This is a genomic window from Bradyrhizobium sp. 2S1 (assembly GCF_011516625.5).
In the GTDB taxonomy this organism is placed as follows: domain Bacteria; phylum Pseudomonadota; class Alphaproteobacteria; order Rhizobiales; family Xanthobacteraceae; genus Bradyrhizobium; species Bradyrhizobium septentrionale.
In genome coordinates this window covers 1925964-1941948 of sequence record NZ_CP147717.1, presented here as the reverse complement: position 1 = coordinate 1941948, position 15985 = coordinate 1925964, and the positions used below count along the sequence as shown (strand labels likewise).

Genomic DNA, 15985 nt, shown 5'->3' with positions numbered 1-15985 from the left:
GCGCTACTGCTTGCGCAGGAACTGCGAATCCGGCGCGAACTTCTTGATGATCTCGGACAGGCCGTCGTCGGAGGGGTCCTTCGCAGTGTCCGGCTTGGGCTCGTCCTTGAACTTCTGGCCGGAAATCTCGGCCAGCGCCGCGAGCAGCGTCTCATCGAGATCGTCCGCCGCTGTCTTTCCGGCTGGTCGCTTCGCGAGCGGTGTGATGGCGGGCGGAGGTGGCAACGGCGCCAGCGGAGCGGGCTTCGGCTGGTTGGGCGCGACGATTCGGATCTCCGGTTCGGGCTTCGCCGCGATCGGCACGCGCTCCGGTATCGGTGGAGGCTTGGGGGTATCCGCCCGCCTGGCGGCGGCCTGGCTGACTGCGGCGATCAACGATGCTTCGAGATCGGCGGGAGTCTCAGCCGTCATCGGCACCGGCCCGGCGGGCTTCGTGTCCCGGGGCGCGCGACCGAACAGCGGTTCCCGCTGGTTCGCTGTCGGCGGCCGGTTCTCGGTTGCCTTGCTGGGCTCCCTGCCGGGCTTGAAGAGACCCGCGCGTTCGGCGGCGAGCCTCGCGGAAGCCTCCTCGACGGTGGCGAGCAGGGACGATTCCAGCGCATCGGCGGGATTGCTCGGCGGTATCGGCGGCGCCGCTGGCTTGGCGACAGGGGCGACCACCACCTTCGGCTCCTGCCGGGGCGGCACCGGCACCGGCGGCGGCCGCGATACCTCGACCACCGGCGGTGGCCGCGATGCCTCGAGCGGTGGGGCCGGCGGGACCGGCTGACCGCTGCGGGCGCGCGCGATGATGCCGTCGACGATCGCCCCCAGGCGGCTCTTGTCGGGGCCGGCGAGATAGCTGGCCGCCAGCTCGTCGACATATTGCGGGCCATAGTCGACGAGGACATGCGCGATCTGGGCCAGATCAGGATCGCTCTCGACCAGCCGTCGCCACGCCTCCCGGTCGTAGGGCGCGCCGTTCTTGTCGGGCCAAGCCACCCGGCGTGGCTGACGCTGAGGTCCGGCGTCCTGGCCGGTGACCGGGTCGAGGGTCGGCGGCCGCAGCCCGGCACTGAGGCGCGGAGGGGTAAATCCCGCGGCTGCCGGCGCGGTATCATCTGCCGGGCTTCGGCGGCGTTCGGCGACCTGCAGCGCGATCAGGCCGACGCCCATCAGCAGGAAGCCGAGCGCGGCCCACGAAATCGTGGCGCACAGCACCGCGCCGATCAGCAGCAATACCCAGCCTGTCAGTCGCACAATGTGCCCTTCCCCATGCCCGATCGGATGTCCCGATGCGGGCCTAGCAGACAAGATTGGCTATCTTATGCCGACTTTCGGAAAAACGGCCAGCTAGAGCGTTTTCGAGCGAAGTGGACACCGGTTCGCGTGAAGAAAACGCGTCAAAACAAGAATCCAGAGCTTCGGTTCTGATTCAATCAGAACCGAAGCTCTAGGAGCCCGTCCAGATATGTTTTCGTGACGGGCATTTGTTGTAGAGTAGCAGGCTCAGGCTGCGTTTGCGAGGTTGAACAGCTTGAGGAGGTTATGGACGGTGCAGATCATTGTCCACTCGGCGCGCACTTTCTCGATGCCCCGCAACAGGAACTGGCGGAAGCCTCTTGCCTGTTTGATCTGTCCGAACACCGGCTCCACCACTTGCTTTCGCAATCGGTAGGGTGTTTCGAAGCCGCCATCGTCGATCTTCTTTCGCATGGCCTGTGTCAGCGGGCCGCCGACTTTTCCGTTCGCTACTGTCGGGTGCTTGGCGCGTCCGGGCGCGACATAGCCATCGATGCTGCGTGTGTCGAGCGCTTCGAGATTGGCTTCGCTGCAGTAGCCGGAATCCGCTGAGGCCTGCCGCGGCTTGCGGCCAAGATTGCTCTCGATGGCCTCGATCAGGGGCACCAACTGGCCCTGATCGCTGCCGTGCTGGGTCAGTTCTTGCGCGACAATGATCTGGGCATGTGCATCGACGGCCGCCTGGGCATTATAGGCCTGAACGAAGCCATCCTTCGACTTCATGATGCGGCTTTCCGGATCGGTGAAGTTGCGTTGCGCCTTGGGATTGGGTTCCTCCGATGGCAGCGCCGCCGGTTTGCCCGGCTTCTTGCGGCCTTCGGCCTGGCGCTGCTGTTCCTTTTCGGCCTCGATGCGGCGCTCTTCCTCCGCCGCCAGTTTGGCGTCCGCTTCCAGCGCCGCCATCGCTTGCTGGATCTTCGCCAGCCGTTTCTGCTTGTCGACGGTCCAGTCCGGCAGTTCGTCGCTGTTGCCGAAAGTCTCATCCTTCGAGGCATCCGCCGCCTCGGCGGCCGCCAGCATGCGAGCGACCTCGGCCTTCAATTCCGCCTCGCGCTTCTTCATGCGCTCATAACTCATCGCCTTGTGTTTCGACGCGTTCGCCTTGATCTTCGTACCATCCAGCGCGACATGACCGAGCTTGACCAGCCCGGCCGTCTCGCACAACTTCAGAACCTGCACGAATAGCGCGCCGAGCGCCTTCAAATGTCGCTTGCGAAAGTCGCTGATCGTCCGAAAATCCGGCGCATCCAGCGCCACGATCATCACAAAATCGTTCCGCTCCCGGCAGGCCTTGGCAATCCGACGCGACGAATACAGCCCACTCGCATAGCTATGCAGCAGCAGCGCCACCATCATCCGCGGATCAAACGGCGGCTGCCCAAGCCCGCTCACATAGCTGCCCATGATCTCCCTGAGATCGAGGCTCTCCCGCACCAGATCAACCATAAACCGCGAGACATGGCCTTTCGGCACGAAGTCCTGCACATTCGGCGGCAGAAGCAGCGTCTGATCGATGTTCCAAGGCCGAAAATACTTGCTCATCGCCCAATGTTGAATCAGACCCGACCAGATTTGAACAGCGACTATCCAGACAAGCTCCTAGAGCGTGATCACGGCCAGGGTAGCACGGGCGGCGGCGCCGATCGCTCCGCCTTGTCGTCCGGCCCTGACCCGTCCTGCCCCCATTTGCCCATGAACGGCATCTTGAGCAGCCCGGGCAGCGATTGCTTCTCGGGATCATCAAAACCATCGAGGCCGTAGCGCAGTTCCGCAAAGCGCGGACCGTGATTGTAAGTGCCGCCGAGCCGATCCCAGATCGAGAGCAGATTGGAATAATTGCTGTCGGTCTCCGGCTGGTGACGGGAATGATGCATCTTGTGCATGTTCGGTGTCACGAAGACGAGCCGCAACCAGCGGTCGAGCCGCTCAGGCAGGCGGATGTTGGCGTGCTCGAATTGCGCGTTCAGCGCCGACAGCGTCAGATAGGTGACCAGCACCCAGGCCGGCGTTCCAAACACCAGCACGCCCGCGATGTGCCAGCCGATCCGCCACAGCGTTTCGCCGGGATGCTCGCGGAAAGCCGTGGTGACGTCGACGAAGCGATCGGCATGGTGCATGCGGTGGAAGCGCCACATCCAGCCGAGCTTGTGCATCGAGACGTGGGCGAAATAGGCGAACAGGTCGAGCCCGATGAGGCCGAGCAGAAGCTGCTCCGGGGGTGACAGGCCAAGCCAGTACGACAGGCCGAATTTCGCGTCCCACGCCCATTGCGCGGCCAGCGGCGACAGCGGGCTGAGCAGCAGGTTGACGCCGACGAAGATCACGGTGATGGCGACGTTGCGGCCGATGTTGCGCATCCGCTCGCCGCGGCCATAGCTGAACAGCGGAAATGCGGCCTCGAACAGCAGCACGATCGCGAAGCTCGCGAGCAGAAACGCGATGCGCGCGCCGGTCGACGGCAGCTCGACATTGGCCATCTCGCCCGCGCCCGGATGCCACAAAAGCTTTGCAAAACCGATCATGTCGATTGCTCCTCTCTTTACAAAACGAATATTCGTTCTTTGTAATGATCGCAGATGCTCGTCAAGCACGGCCCTACGCCGTGCCCACTCTGCGACTGACAAGGACCGATAATGCCGAAGGTGAAACCCGAGACCCTGGCGATCCGCCGCGAGGAGATCCTGCAGGCCGCGGAGATCTGCTTTGCCCGCCAGGGATTTCACCAGACCACGATCCAGGACGTGATCAAAGAGTCCGGGCTCAGCGCCGGCTGCATCTACGGGCATTTCGCCGGCAAGGAGGAACTGATCCAGGCGATCGGGGAAAGCCGCCATGGCCGCGACAGCGCCCTGCTCGCGCTCAAGGACCCGTCGGACGACGTGCTGCAGAGCCTGCGATCGATCGCCCGCGCCTTTCTCGGCGACCTGCAGAAGGAAGAGGGACTGCGCGCCCGCCGCGTCGCCTTGCAGCTCTGGGCCGAGGCGCTGCGCGACGACGTGGTCCGCGAGCAGGTGACCAGCGGAATCCGCCAGCCGATCGCCCTGATCGTGGAGCTGCTGCGGCGTGGCCAGAAGAGCGGCGCGATCGACCGCAGCGTGCAGCCGCGCGGCGCGGCACGGGCGATGGTCGCGATGTTCCAGGGCATCGTGCTGCAGCGGCTGTGGGGCGAAACCGTCTCGACATCGGAGGCGATGCAGGCCTTCGAGATCTTCCTCGCCGGCCTTGCCGCCAGGCGCTGACGGAGAACGCGGTGAACATCCACGATCTCATTGCCGGCATCGTCACGGGCCTCGCCGGCGGATTGACCGCAGGCCTGCTCGGCGTCAGCCCCGGCGGCGGCCTGGTGGTGTTCTCGGTGCTGCTGCTCGGCGCCGGCCAGCACGTCGCACAGGGCATCTCGCTGGTCGCGCAGGTGCCGCCGACCAGCCTGACCGGGATCAGGCGCTATTGGCAAAGCGGCAACCGCACGCCGCTGCGCTGGATCGTTCTGTTGACGTTTGGTTTCGTAGCCGGCGGCGCCGCCGGCGCGCTCGCGGCAAACCATGTCGCCGAGCCCGCGCTGCGCTGGACTTATGTGGCCTATCTCGTCGCGCTTGACGCGATGCTGATCCTGCGCGGCGGGCGCGACAAGCCGGAGCATGACGGCGATGATGCCACGCGCGACATATCGTGGCTGGCGCTGCTGATTGTTGGCCTGCTTGCCGGCCTGTCGTCCGGCTTTCTCGGCATCGGCGGCGGATTGGCAACCGTGGTCGGATTGAGCGCCGTGCTCGGGGTGCCGCAGCATCAGGCGCAGATGGCGAGCCTTGTGATGTCGCTGATCCCGACCACGATCCCCTGGGCCTGGATCTATTGGAGCGAGGGCTCGCTCGCATCATGGCCGGTGCTGGCCGGCGTGATCGTCGGCCTGCTCGCCGGCACCGATCTCGGCGCCCGCGCCGCCAACCGCATCGACCGCGCGACGCTACGGATCGCGATGATCTTCTTCGTGTCGCTGATGGCGGTCTATATGACGTTCAAGGCGGTGTGGTAGACAGACGCGATACGTCCTCCTTAGCGGAGCCCGCCATGCGTAAGCCGGCAAGATCGACCAGCAAAGCGGCACGGCGTCCGCAAGCGAAATCGACAGACGCGCTGTTCGACGCCTACCCTGCCCCCGTCAAGGCCAGGCTGCTGGCGCTGCGGCGCCTGATCTTCGAGACCGCGAAGGCGACCAGGGGCGTCGGCGCGCTGGAAGAGACGCTGAAATGGGGTCAGCCGAGCTACCTGACGCCGGAGACCGGCAGCGGCAGCACGATCCGGATCGATCAGGTAAAGCCGGCCGCCGGCCAGGTCGCGATCTACTTCCACTGCCAGACCAACCTGGTCGAGACTTTCCGTGAGCTCTATCCCGAGCTCAGCTACAGCGGCAACCGCGCGATCCTGCTCGATGTCGCCGGCGAGCTTCCGGAGGTAGCGCTGCGCCACTGCGTGGCGCTGGCGCTGACCTATCACCTGAACAAGAAAGTATCGTAGGGCGTGAAAGCGACGGCGGTGTGCTCCCTCTCCCCGTTCTTACGGGGAGAGGGTTGGGGTGAGGGGCCATCTCCGCACGTTCGGTGATAGCTGCGCTCGCGGAGAATCCCCCTCACCCGGAACGCATCTAACGATGCGTTCCGACCTCTCCCCGCACGCGGGGCGAGGTAAGCGGAGCCCGACGCTCGATTCGAGGCAACATTTCTCGCTCCAGGCTCTGCTACGCCACCAGCGCCGTCGCGACGCGCTGCGCCTTCAGCAGGCTGATGACCTCGGCATTCGGCCGCGCCCGGCTGAACAGAAAACCCTGGCCCTCGTGGCAGCCCTCGGCGCGCAGGCAGCTCAGCTCCGCTTCGGTCTCGACACCTTCCGCGGTGATGATGACGCCGAGCCCCATGCCGAGGCTGACGATCGAACGCACGATCGCCTGCGCGTCCGGGTTCGAGCCGAGGTCGCGCACGAAGGACTGGTCGATCTTGATCTTGTCGAACGGAAAGCTGCGCAGATAGCTGAGGCTCGAATAGCCGGTGCCGAAATCGTCCATCGACATCCGCACCCCGAGCGCGCGCAGCGCATGCAGCGTCGCCAGCACCTGACTGCTCTTCTCGAGCAGCAGCGTCTCGGTGATTTCGAGCTCGAGCCGCCGCGCCGGCAGGCCGGATTGCCGCAACGCGTCGGTGATCAGCGCCAGCAGATTGCCGGTGCGGAATTGCAGCGGCGACAGATTGACCGCGACGCGCACGTCATCGGGCCATTGCGCCGCATCCATGCAGGCGCGATGCAGCATCAGCGCGCCCAATGGGTTGATCAGGCCGGTCTCCTCCGCCACCGGGATGAACTCGCCGGGCGAGATCATGCCGCGCTCCGGATGCGGCCAGCGCACCAAAGCCTCGAAGCCGGTGATGCGTCCGCTCGCGAGATCGACCAGCGGCTGGTAATAGGGCCGCAGGCCTTCGTTCTGGATCGCATCGCGCAAATCGATCTCGATCTTGCGGCGGCTCTGGGCGCGCGCATCCATCTCGGCCTCGAAGAACGAGAAGGTGCCGCGGAATTCGCTCTTCGCGCGCGACAATGCCATGTCGGCGCTCTTCAACAGCTTTTCGGAATCCTCGCCATCGCCGGGCGACATCGCGATCCCGATGCTGGCGCCGATCACCACCGAATGCCCCTCGAGCAGGTACGGCTCGCCGATCGCGTCCAGGATCCGCCTTGCCAGCAGCACCGCGTCCTCAGGCCGCATCACGCCGCCCTGCACCATGGTGAATTCATCGGAGTTGAGGCGCGCCAACGCATCTTCCTCGCGCAGCGTCGAGCGCAGGCGCTTGGCGACCCCGCGCAACAGCTTGTCGCCGATGCCGTGGCCGAGCGTCTCGTTGACCGCCTTGAAATTGTCGAGCCCGAGGATCAGCACCGCAACCTTGTCGGTCGAGCGGCGGGTGTGCTGCAGCATCTCGTCCATCTGCTGACGCAGCAGGTTGCGGTTGGGCAGGCCGGTCAGGCTGTCGTGCTGGGCCATGAAGGCGAGCCGCGCCTCGGCGCGCTTGCGCTCGGTGATGTCCATCAGCGCGAGCAGCATCGCCGGCTGGTCGCCATGCATCAGCTGGCGCGAATAGATCGCAAGGTCGATCAGCGTGCCGTCTGCGCGCACATGCTTCCAGGTCCGCGCCGCCTGTTCGTCGCTGCTGCGGCCGGCGGCCCAGGGCAATTCGGTGTCGAACGCCTGCAGGCTCCTGATCGTCATTCGCTCGAATTCGGCACGGACGTAGCCGTAATGCGCGATCGCGGCGTCGTTGACGGCGAGGATCCGTTCGCCGTCGAGCGCACACAGGATCATCGGCACCGGATTGCCGTCGAACAGCAGGCGGAACGACGCTTCGCGCTGCTTCAGTTCGGTGATGTCGACGCGCAGGCCGACGATGCCGCCATCCGAGGTCAGTCGCTCCTCGATCAATACCACGCGGCCGTCGGCCAGCACCTGCTCGTGCCGTTCGCCCGGCTGGTACATCTTCTTGACCCGTTCGGAGATCCACTCTTCCTCGCGGCCTTTGGCCTCGGGATAATCGCCGCGCGCGACACCGATGCGGATAGTGTCTTCCAGGCGCGCACCGTGCTCGAACAGATCGGAGCTGCGCTTGTAGATTTCCGAGTATTTCTTGTTCCAGAGCGTGTAGCGGCCCTCGGGGTCCAGGAACACGATGCCCTGCGGCAGGATGTCGATCGCCTCGCGCAATCGCGCGTTCGACTTGCGCGCCTCGGCGATCGCGGCCTCAGCCTGCGCGCGCTGGCGCACCAGCTCGCCGATCTCGACAGCTGGGCGGCGCGAGCTGCCGGACACTTTCGGCACCGCTTGGGGCCGGCGCCCCCGGGAGCGGGCCAGTTTGGCCTGGCTTGGTTTCTTGATCTTCTTCGGCCGCATCATCGGTATCGCACGCCCCACGCGCATTCCAGCTCGGCGATACTTCTGCGATAAGTCTCTGAAAAATTGGTATCTCTTGGCGAAGCGCTGCGCTGTATGAGATATCAGGGCATGCCTGCTTTGCAGGCGAGTTCACGCCACGCGCGAGTTGCCGGCGGTGTGCAAGCGACGAACAGCGCAGATTTGCAGCGCGGAAGCACCGAAGCGTGGTGAAGGAAGCGTAAATCGGCGCGCGAATGCCCAATGAATGCGCCGAATGCGCTGCAAGCGCATCAATGTTTGCCAGCATGTGACAGGGTTATCGCAGGGTTAAGCCGCTGCGCGCCTATGCCCGTCCGCGTGCCATGCCGGCTAGAGCATTTTCGGTTCTGATTGAATCAGAACCGAAGCTCTAGGTTATTGTCTTGACGCGTTTTCTTCACGCGAACCGGTGTCCACTTCGCTCGAAAACGCTCTAGTTGGTGATCTGGATCCGCGTGCCGCCGCGGCCGTTGCGCTCGACCAGCCCATAGAGCTGTGCTGCGTGCGAGGGATGCAGGCGCACGCAACCATGCGAGGCCGGCCCGCCGAGACGCGTGAGCTCGTAGGTGCCATGGATGGCAAAGCCGCGATGGAAGAAGATCGAGTGCGGCATCGGCGAGTTGTAGTACTTCCGCGAGTACCAGCGGCGCGCCAACATCTGCGGACGGAAGACTCCGCTCGGCGTGCCATAGCCGCGGCGGCCGGTCGACACCGGCCAGTTGTAGCGCGTCGCGCCGTCGACGCTGACCGCCATGCGCTGGGACGATTTATCGATGTGAACGACGATGTCGGCACGCGCCGGAGACAATGCCAATGTCGACGCGGCGATCGCGGCGGCAAACGGCAGCCGTACGCATACGCTTGTCATAATGACGCCTACCCTGAATTATTGCGGGCATGATGTCGCCTGCAACGTGTGCTTGTAAAGTGGCGTTGCTCACATGCGCGCCAGGAAGCCGCGGGTAATCTTAATCCGTCTTGTGGGCGATCAAGCAAATGGGATGAATGCGCGGTCCGCCTGCTTCGAATCCATGCTAGCCTCGCGCCGACAGAGTGATCCGAATGACACCCCGCCTTCGTCTGATCCCGCTCCTGATCTCAATCCTCGTCGCCTGCACCGTATCCGCGCGGGCGCAGGACAAGGGCTCGCTCGCTCCGCAGCCATTGCCGCCGCTCGCTAACCCTAACGATCCAAAGATCGGGGCGAAGGAGCTGTTCGCACGCAAGGTGCTGCCCGCGGCGATGCCGACGCGGTCGATCGGCGGCTACACCAAGGGCTGCCTTGCCGGCGCGGCGCAGATGCCGCTCAACGGCGACACCTGGCAGGTGATGCGCTTGTCGCGCAACCGCTACTGGGGTCACCCCGACATGATCGCGCTGTTGAAGCGGCTCGCGGTCAACGCGCACAAGGACGCCGGCTGGCCGGGCATCCTGGTCGGCGATATCGGCCAGCCGCGCGGCGGCCCCGCGCTGACCGGTCACGCCAGCCACCAGATCGGGCTCGACGCCGATATCTGGCTGACGCCGATGCCGGATCGCAAATTGTCGCGCGAGGATCGCGAGGAGATGTCGGCGGTGATGATGGTGCGCGACGACCGGCTCGACATCGATCCGCGCGTGTTCACGCCGGCTCATGCGCTCGTCATCCGCGATGCCGCGCGGGAGCTGGCGGTGCAGCGCATCTTCGTCAATCCCGCGATCAAGAAGGCGCTGTGCCGCGACGCCAGGGGCGACCGCAGCTGGCTGTCGAAGGTCCGGCCGTGGTGGGGCCACGACTATCATTTCCACATCCGCATGCGGTGTCCGTCCGGCAGCCCCGAATGCGAGGGACAGAAGCCGCAGTCGGAAGACGAAGGCTGCAAGCCGTCCGACCTCGCCTATTGGTTCAAGGATTCGGTGCTGCATCCGAAGCCGCCGCCGAAGCCGCCGAAACCGCGGCCGCCGATGACGCTGGCGCAGCTGCCGGCGGACTGCAAGGCGGTGCTGAACGCGCCCGACGCCAAACAGTAGCATCCAAGCAATAACATCTTCGTCAGGCGGCTATGCCGGCCGGCTCGAACTGCGTTATGATCTCACGCCGTCGTGCCGTAAGCGCGTACGAGCGATGGATCGGGGCCGCTGATCTGTTTCATCCGTCATCATCTTAATGGACCAGACATGCGCAAATCGCTCCTCACCGCATCGCTCCTGCTCGTCTCAGTTCCCGCTTTCGCAGCGGAAGAGCCGAGCGGCTGCGACAAGTTCAAATGGTCGATCGACCGCGCACGCGCCGCGCTGACCGCGCCGGATCGCGCCAAGCTCGCCTCGGGCAGCGAGCAGACCGCATTGCCATCGACCGCCATCACGCTGGCGCTGGTCACGCCCAGCGACGCCAAATTGCCGACTCAGCCGGAGCGCGCGCCGAAGGACGGCACCTTCGCCGGCTTCACCAGCTTCAAGGCCGCGCCGAAGGCCGGGCTTTATACCGTCAGCCTCTCGGCCGGCGCCTGGGTCGACCTGGTGCAGGACGGGCATTTCCTGAAGCCGAAGGCGTTCAGCGGGGCGACCGATTGCGACGGTATCCGCAAGACCATGAAATACGACCTCGCCGCCAGCCCCTTCGTGCTGCAGGTCAGCGGCTCAAAAGAGAACTCGCTGTCGATCGCGATCCAGCCGTCGGATGAATAGGACGACCCGTTAGACAAACGGTCGCCTTTACCGTAAGCCTCAGCCTGCTATGTTTGCAGTGCGATATCCCTGAGGACCGTAAGTCCTTCGGGGACCAGCGGAAGAGCGCTTCCGTCCGTCGCAGGCCAGACTTCACCCAACGCCTGATTTGCGCGCGCTGGTTCGCGCGCGAGCTCGCACGGAGCGCTTTCCATGTCACGACTTGCCGGACTTTTCACTACCTTCGTCATCCTGCTCGGCGCGATCCATTCGCCCGCGAGCGCCGAGGACAAGACGCTTACCGTCTTTGCCGCGGCCTCGATGAAGAACGCGCTCGACGACATCAATGCGGCCTACACCGCCAAGACCGGCGTCAAGATCAGCGCCAGCTATGCCGCAAGCTCGGCATTGGCAAAACAGATCGAGCAGGGCGCGCCGGCCGACGTGTTCGTCTCCGCCGACACCGACTGGATGGACTACGCGATCAAGCAGAAGAACATCAATGAGCAGACCCGGGTCAACCTGCTCGGCAACTCGATCGTGCTGATCGCGCCGAAGGATTCCAAGATCGACAACGTCAACATCGGACCGGGCTTCGATCTCGCCAAGCTCGCCGGCGACGGCAGGATCGCGACCGGCGACGTCAAGGCGGTGCCGGTTGGCAAATATGCCAAGGCCGCGCTCGAGAAGCTCGGTGCATGGCAGGCGGCGGAGCCGAAATTCGCGATGGCCGACAGCGTACGCGCGGCACTGACGCTGGTGGCGCGCGGCGAAGCCGTGCTCGGCATCGTCTACTCGACCGACGCCAAGGTCGAGCCCGGCGTCAAGATCGTCGGCACCTTCCCGACCGACAGCCATCCGGCCATCATCTATCCGGTCGCGGCGACCACGACCGCGAAGCCGGAGACCGCGGAATATCTCGCCTTCCTGCGTTCGTCGGCGGCGAAGACGATCCTCGAGAAGTATGGCTTCAATTTCCTGATCAGCCCGACGACCTGAGCGTGTTTGAGATCTCGCCGACCGAATGGACGGCGATCCTGCTGTCACTGCGGGTCGCCATCATCGCAACGCTGGTGGCGACCCCGTTTGGAATCGCCCTCGCCTGGCTGTTGGCGCGGCGCGACTTCTGGGGCAAGTCGCTGCTCGATGCCGCTGTGCATCTGCCGCTGGTGCTGCCGCCGGTCGTCACGGGCTATCTGCTGCTGCTGACCTTCGGCAAACGCGGCCTGGTCGGCGGCTGGCTGGCCGATCATCTCGGCATCGTGTTCGCTTTCCGCTGGACTGGCGCGGCGCTGGCCTGCGGCGTGATGTCGTTTCCGCTGCTGGTGCGGCCGATCCGTCTCTCGATCGAGGCGGTCGATCGCCGTCTCGAGCAGGCCGCCGAGACGCTGGGCGCGGCGCCGTGGCGGGTGTTCGCAACGGTGACGCTGCCGCTCGCACTGCCGGGCGTGCTGGCCGGCATGGTGCTCGGCTTTGCCAAGGCGATCGGCGAGTTCGGCGCGACCATCACCTTCGTCTCCAACATTCCCGGCGAGACCCAGACCATTTCGTCGGCGATCTATTCGCTGATCCAGACGCCGGACGGCGACACCGCTGCAGCCCGGCTCGTGATCATCTCGGTCGTGCTCGCGGTCGGCGCGCTGGTCGCAGCCGAAGTGTTCGCGCGCCGGGCCACCGCGCGCCTGCACGGGCAATAGCGATGCTGCGCGTCGACATCACCAAGCAGCTCGGCGAGTTCACGCTTGCGGCATCGTTCACCAGCGAGGGCCGCGTCACCGGCCTGTTCGGCGCGTCCGGCTCCGGCAAGACCTCGCTGATCAACACCATCGCGGGACTGTTGCGCCCGGACCGCGGCACGATCGTGATCGATGGCGAGACCGTCGACGACACCACCGCCGGCATCCACGTGCCGACTTGGCGCCGCCGCATCGGCTACGTCTTCCAGGACGCACGGCTGTTTCCGCATCTCGATATCAGGCAGAACCTCGACTACGGTCGCCGCATGAACGGTCTCGCCGAGGATCCCGCGCAACACAAGCGCGTCGTCGACCTGCTCGACATCGGCGCCCTGCTCGACCGCCGCCCCGGAAAGCTCTCCGGCGGCGAGCGCCAGCGCGTTGCGCTCGGCCGGGCGCTGTTGTCGAAGCCGCGGCTGCTGCTGCTCGACGAGCCGCTGGGCGCGCTCGACGAAAGCCGCAAGCTCGAGATCCTGCCCTATCTGGTGCGGCTGCGGGACGAGGCCGGCGTCCCCATGGTCTATGTCAGCCACGACGCGGCCGAGCTGCGCCAGCTCGCCACCCAGATCGTGATGCTGCGCCGCGGCCAGGTGACCGCGTTCGGCGGTGTCAAGGTGCTGACATCTGGCGCCTAGGAGCTTGTCTGGATAGTCGCTGTTCAAATCTGGTCGGGTCTGATTCAACATTGGGCGATGAGCAAGTATTTTCGGCCTTGGAACATCGATCAGACGCTGCTTCTGCCGCCGAATGTGCAGGACTTCGTGCCGAAAGGCCATGTCTCGCGGTTTATGGTTGATCTGGTGCGGGAGAGCCTCGATCTCAGGGAGATCATGGGCAGCTATGTGAGCGGGCTTGGGCAGCCGCCGTTTGATCCGCGGATGATGGTGGCGCTGCTGCTGCATAGCTATGCGAGTGGGCTGTATTCGTCGCGTCGGATTGCCAAGGCCTGCCGGGAGCGGAACGATTTTGTGATGATCGTGGCGCTGGATGCGCCGGATTTTCGGACGATCAGCGACTTTCGCAAGCGACATTTGAAGGCGCTCGGCGCGCTATTCGTGCAGGTTCTGAAGTTGTGCGAGACGGCCGGGCTGGTCAAGCTCGGTCATGTCGCGCTGGATGGTACGAAGATCAAGGCGAACGCGTCGAAACACAAGGCGATGAGTTATGAGCGCATGAAGAAGCGCGAGGCGGAATTGAAGGCCGAGGTCGCTCGCATGCTGGCGGCCGCCGAGGCGGCGGATGCCTCGGAGGATGAGACTTTCGGCAACAGCGACGAACTGCCGGACTGGACCGTCGACAAGCAGAAACGGCTGGCGAAGATCCAGCAAGCGATGGCGGCGCTGGAAGCGGACGCCAAACTGGCGGCGGAGGAAGAGCGCCGCATCGAGGCCGAAAAGGAACAGCAGCGCCAGGCCGAAGGCCGCAAGAAGCCGGGCAAACCGGCGGCGCTGCCATCGGAGGAACCCAATCCCAAGGCGCAACGCAACTTCACCGATCCGGAAAGCCGCATCATGAAGTCGAAGGATGGCTTCGTTCAGGCCTATAATGCCCAGGCGGCCGTCGATGCACATGCCCAGATCATTGTCGCGCAAGAACTGACCCAGCACGGCAGCGATCAGGGCCAGTTGGTGCCCCTGATCGAGGCCATCGAGAGCAATCTTGGCCGCAAGCCGCGGCAGGCCTCAGCGGATTCCGGCTACTGCAGCGAAGCCAATCTCGAAGCGCTCGACACACGCAGCATCGATGGCTATGTCGCGCCCGGACGCGCCAAGCACCCGACAGTAGCGAACGGAAAAGTCGGCGGCCCGCTGACACAGGCCATGCGAAAGAAGATCGACGATGGCGGCTTCGAAACACCCTACCGATTGCGAAAGCAAGTGGTGGAGCCGGTGTTCGGACAGATCAAACAGGCAAGAGGCTTCCGCCAGTTCCTGTTGCGGGGCATCGAGAAAGTGCGCGCCGAGTGGACAATGATCTGCACCGTCCATAACCTCCTCAAGCTGTTCAACCTCGCAAACGCAGCCTGAGCCTGCTACTCTACAACAAATGCCCGTCACGAAAACATATCTGGACGGGCTCCTAGTACCCAGAATCAGAGCTGAGTGATACGGCGGCCTTTGAAACGGCGTTGACGGACCTTTTTCTTGGTCCAGACGAAGGGCTCGGCTCTGTCGTTGTATGCGTTGACGTAGGCATCGATGTGCTCCTGAAGCTGCGTGAGGCTTGTGAAGGAGGTGCCGCTGAGCGACTGCCCCTGCAAGATCGAAAACCATACCTCGACCTGATTGAGCCAAGACGCACTTGTCGGCGTGAAATGAAATTGCACGTTGGGGTGGGCCTTGAGCCAATGCTCGTTCTTCTTGTGGGTGTTGAGGTTGTCGGAGGATGACGTGAAGCTTCCGGTTCGGAAAAGCCGCGGTGACGCTGTTCATGAAGTCGAGAAACTCGACGCGGCGTCGGCGTTTTGAATGCGCCGCGATGATCTTTCCGGTGGCGACTTCGAGCGCCGCAAACAATGTTGTGGTGCCATGCCGCTTGTAATCGTGGCTCTGGCCGGTCAAGGCGCGGCCATTGGGCAACTTCAGATAACCCTGCGCTCGCTCCAAAGCCTGGATCGAGGGCTTCTCGTCCACGCACAGCACAATGGCCTTCGCGGGCGGGGCGACATAGAGGCCGACAACATCGGCGGCTTTGGCCGTAAAGTTCGGGTCGTTGCTCTCACACCAGGACTTACGAGCCGCGAGGTCAATCTTGTGGCTGCGCAGGAACCGCCAGACATATTGGACGTCAACATCGCCCAGCGCCCCGGCCAGCAGGGGCCCGGTCCAGCGTGCGAACCCGTCCGGCGGCGGCTTGTCCAGCAGCTTCAGAATCCGCTTGTCGGTGGCCTTCGTATAGATTGGCTGCTTGCCCGGTCGCGGCTTGTCTTGCAGCCCTTCAAGGCCTTGGTCGGCATAGCGATGCCGCCAAAGGCTGACAATCCGCGGCTGGACCCCAACTTCCTTGGCGATCGACCGAGTGCTGCGTCCATCCGCCGCCAACAGAACTATCCGCGCCCGCTTCAAATCGCGCTGCAACGTCACCGGGGAGCGGCAACACGCCTCAAGCACCTTGCGATCTTTCCTCGAAAGGTGGACTTCTCTTGCTTCGGGTATCATCCCGACCTTGAATCACGACTCACGCTTTAAGAACAGTAGGTACTATTACTGCTGCGTCATAGGCCCGAGGCGTACGCTTCCCGGCCCGTCATCCTCGCGCAAAGGCTTCGCCTTTGTCGCTGGAGGCGCGAGTTCTTGCGAGCCTCGAAGGGTGCACGGCCCCGCTGGTGGCCGTCGACCCTTCGAGGGCCGCTGAAGAAGCGGCCACCTCA

At 64.4% G+C, this 15985-nt stretch carries 14 protein-coding genes and 1 pseudogene; 9 read left to right on the top strand and 6 right to left on the bottom strand.

Features of this window, described 5'->3' with window-relative positions; translation table 11 throughout:
• Positions 1-3 precede the first annotated feature (3 nt).
• The 3 genes from HAP54_RS09250 to HAP54_RS09240 all read right to left on the bottom strand — a co-directional run bounded on the left by HAP54_RS09250 (position 4) and on the right by HAP54_RS09240 (position 3803).
• Complete coding sequence (locus HAP54_RS09250) at positions 4-1218, bottom strand: hypothetical protein (RefSeq protein ID WP_166299474.1); 1215 nt, start codon at positions 1216-1218, stop codon at positions 4-6.
• A 270-nt stretch (positions 1219-1488) separates the two neighbouring features.
• Entirely contained in the window at positions 1489-2823 is a 1335-nt protein-coding gene (locus HAP54_RS09245; RefSeq protein ID WP_166299473.1) for an IS1182 family transposase, read from the bottom strand.
• Positions 2824-2891: 68 nt separating this feature from the next.
• Positions 2892-3803, bottom strand: a complete 912-nt coding sequence (locus tag HAP54_RS09240) for a sterol desaturase family protein (protein WP_166299472.1) — start codon at positions 3801-3803, stop codon at positions 2892-2894.
• A gap of 111 nt (positions 3804-3914) precedes the next feature.
• Here HAP54_RS09240 and HAP54_RS09235 point away from each other — a divergent pair, with 111 nt between their 5' ends.
• Genes HAP54_RS09235 through HAP54_RS09225 form a run of 3 tightly spaced genes read left to right on the top strand, consistent with a single transcriptional unit; the run spans position 3915 to position 5796 of the window.
• Positions 3915-4520 carry a TetR/AcrR family transcriptional regulator gene (locus HAP54_RS09235; RefSeq protein ID WP_166299471.1) on the top strand — a complete coding sequence of 202 codons (606 nt, stop codon included), beginning with the start codon at positions 3915-3917 and terminating at the stop codon, positions 4518-4520.
• A gap of 11 nt (positions 4521-4531) precedes the next feature.
• The gene (locus tag HAP54_RS09230) at positions 4532-5314 is read left to right on the top strand and encodes a sulfite exporter TauE/SafE family protein (protein ID WP_166299470.1); all 783 of its coding nucleotides are present in this window, start codon (positions 4532-4534) and stop codon (positions 5312-5314) included.
• 35 nt (positions 5315-5349) lie between these two features.
• Positions 5350-5796, top strand: coding sequence for a DUF1801 domain-containing protein (locus HAP54_RS09225; protein WP_166299469.1), 447 nt, complete (start codon positions 5350-5352; stop codon positions 5794-5796).
• Between the two features lie 220 nt (positions 5797-6016).
• Here HAP54_RS09225 and HAP54_RS09220 read toward each other — a convergent pair whose 3' ends face one another.
• Positions 6017-8212, bottom strand: coding sequence for a putative bifunctional diguanylate cyclase/phosphodiesterase (locus HAP54_RS09220; RefSeq protein WP_414646189.1), 2196 nt, complete (start codon positions 8210-8212; stop codon positions 6017-6019).
• Positions 8213-8666: 454 nt separating this feature from the next.
• Entirely contained in the window at positions 8667-9101 is a 435-nt protein-coding gene (locus tag HAP54_RS09215) for a L,D-transpeptidase (RefSeq protein WP_224741316.1), read from the bottom strand.
• A gap of 194 nt (positions 9102-9295) precedes the next feature.
• On the opposite strand from HAP54_RS09215, the gene mepA reads away from it, so the two are divergent.
• From mepA to HAP54_RS09185, 6 genes are all read left to right on the top strand, one after another.
• Positions 9296-10243 carry a penicillin-insensitive murein endopeptidase gene (mepA, locus tag HAP54_RS09210; RefSeq protein ID WP_166299468.1) on the top strand — a complete coding sequence of 316 codons (948 nt, stop codon included), beginning with the start codon at positions 9296-9298 and terminating at the stop codon, positions 10241-10243.
• Positions 10244-10390: 147 nt separating this feature from the next.
• Positions 10391-10900: a hypothetical protein gene (locus HAP54_RS09205; RefSeq protein WP_166299467.1), complete on the top strand. Its 510-nt coding sequence runs from the start codon at positions 10391-10393 to the stop codon at positions 10898-10900.
• A gap of 192 nt (positions 10901-11092) precedes the next feature.
• A complete protein-coding gene (gene modA / locus HAP54_RS09200; RefSeq protein ID WP_166299466.1) occupies positions 11093-11878 on the top strand; it encodes a molybdate ABC transporter substrate-binding protein in 786 nt (261 codons plus the stop codon).
• Between the two features lie 2 nt (positions 11879-11880).
• Positions 11881-12576: a molybdate ABC transporter permease subunit gene (gene modB / locus HAP54_RS09195; RefSeq protein WP_166299465.1), complete on the top strand. Its 696-nt coding sequence runs from the start codon at positions 11881-11883 to the stop codon at positions 12574-12576.
• A gap of 2 nt (positions 12577-12578) precedes the next feature.
• The gene (gene modC, locus HAP54_RS09190; protein WP_166299464.1) at positions 12579-13250 is read left to right on the top strand and encodes a molybdenum ABC transporter ATP-binding protein; all 672 of its coding nucleotides are present in this window, start codon (positions 12579-12581) and stop codon (positions 13248-13250) included.
• Positions 13251-13307: 57 nt separating this feature from the next.
• Positions 13308-14642 (top strand): IS1182 family transposase, encoded by a 1335-nt coding sequence (locus HAP54_RS09185; protein ID WP_166202952.1) that lies wholly within the window; start codon positions 13308-13310, stop codon positions 14640-14642.
• A gap of 65 nt (positions 14643-14707) precedes the next feature.
• Here the strand turns inward: HAP54_RS09185 and HAP54_RS09180 are convergent.
• A pseudogene (locus tag HAP54_RS09180) lies at positions 14708-15773 on the bottom strand (IS630 family transposase).
• Positions 15774-15985 lie beyond the last annotated feature (212 nt).

Bases quoted from the DNA above. Each gene is read 5' to 3' on its own strand.
- HAP54_RS09245 (WP_166299473.1), bottom strand. From the start codon at position 2,823: ATGAGCAAGTATTTTCGGCCTTGGAACATCGATCAGACGCTGCTTCTG.
- HAP54_RS09240 (WP_166299472.1), bottom strand. From the start codon at position 3,803: ATGATCGGTTTTGCAAAGCTTTTGTGGCATCCGGGCGCGGGCGAGATG.
- HAP54_RS09235 (WP_166299471.1), top strand. From the start codon at position 3,915: ATGCCGAAGGTGAAACCCGAGACCCTGGCGATCCGCCGCGAGGAGATC.
- HAP54_RS09225 (WP_166299469.1), top strand. From the start codon at position 5,350: ATGCGTAAGCCGGCAAGATCGACCAGCAAAGCGGCACGGCGTCCGCAA.
- HAP54_RS09220 (WP_414646189.1), bottom strand. From the start codon at position 8,212: ATGCGGCCGAAGAAGATCAAGAAACCAAGCCAGGCCAAACTGGCCCGC.
- HAP54_RS09215 (WP_224741316.1), bottom strand. From the start codon at position 9,101: ATGACAAGCGTATGCGTACGGCTGCCGTTTGCCGCCGCGATCGCCGCG.
- mepA (WP_166299468.1), top strand. From the start codon at position 9,296: ATGACACCCCGCCTTCGTCTGATCCCGCTCCTGATCTCAATCCTCGTC.
- HAP54_RS09205 (WP_166299467.1), top strand. From the start codon at position 10,391: ATGCGCAAATCGCTCCTCACCGCATCGCTCCTGCTCGTCTCAGTTCCC.
- modA (WP_166299466.1), top strand. From the start codon at position 11,093: ATGTCACGACTTGCCGGACTTTTCACTACCTTCGTCATCCTGCTCGGC.
- modC (WP_166299464.1), top strand. From the start codon at position 12,579: ATGCTGCGCGTCGACATCACCAAGCAGCTCGGCGAGTTCACGCTTGCG.
- HAP54_RS09185 (WP_166202952.1), top strand. From the start codon at position 13,308: ATGAGCAAGTATTTTCGGCCTTGGAACATCGATCAGACGCTGCTTCTG.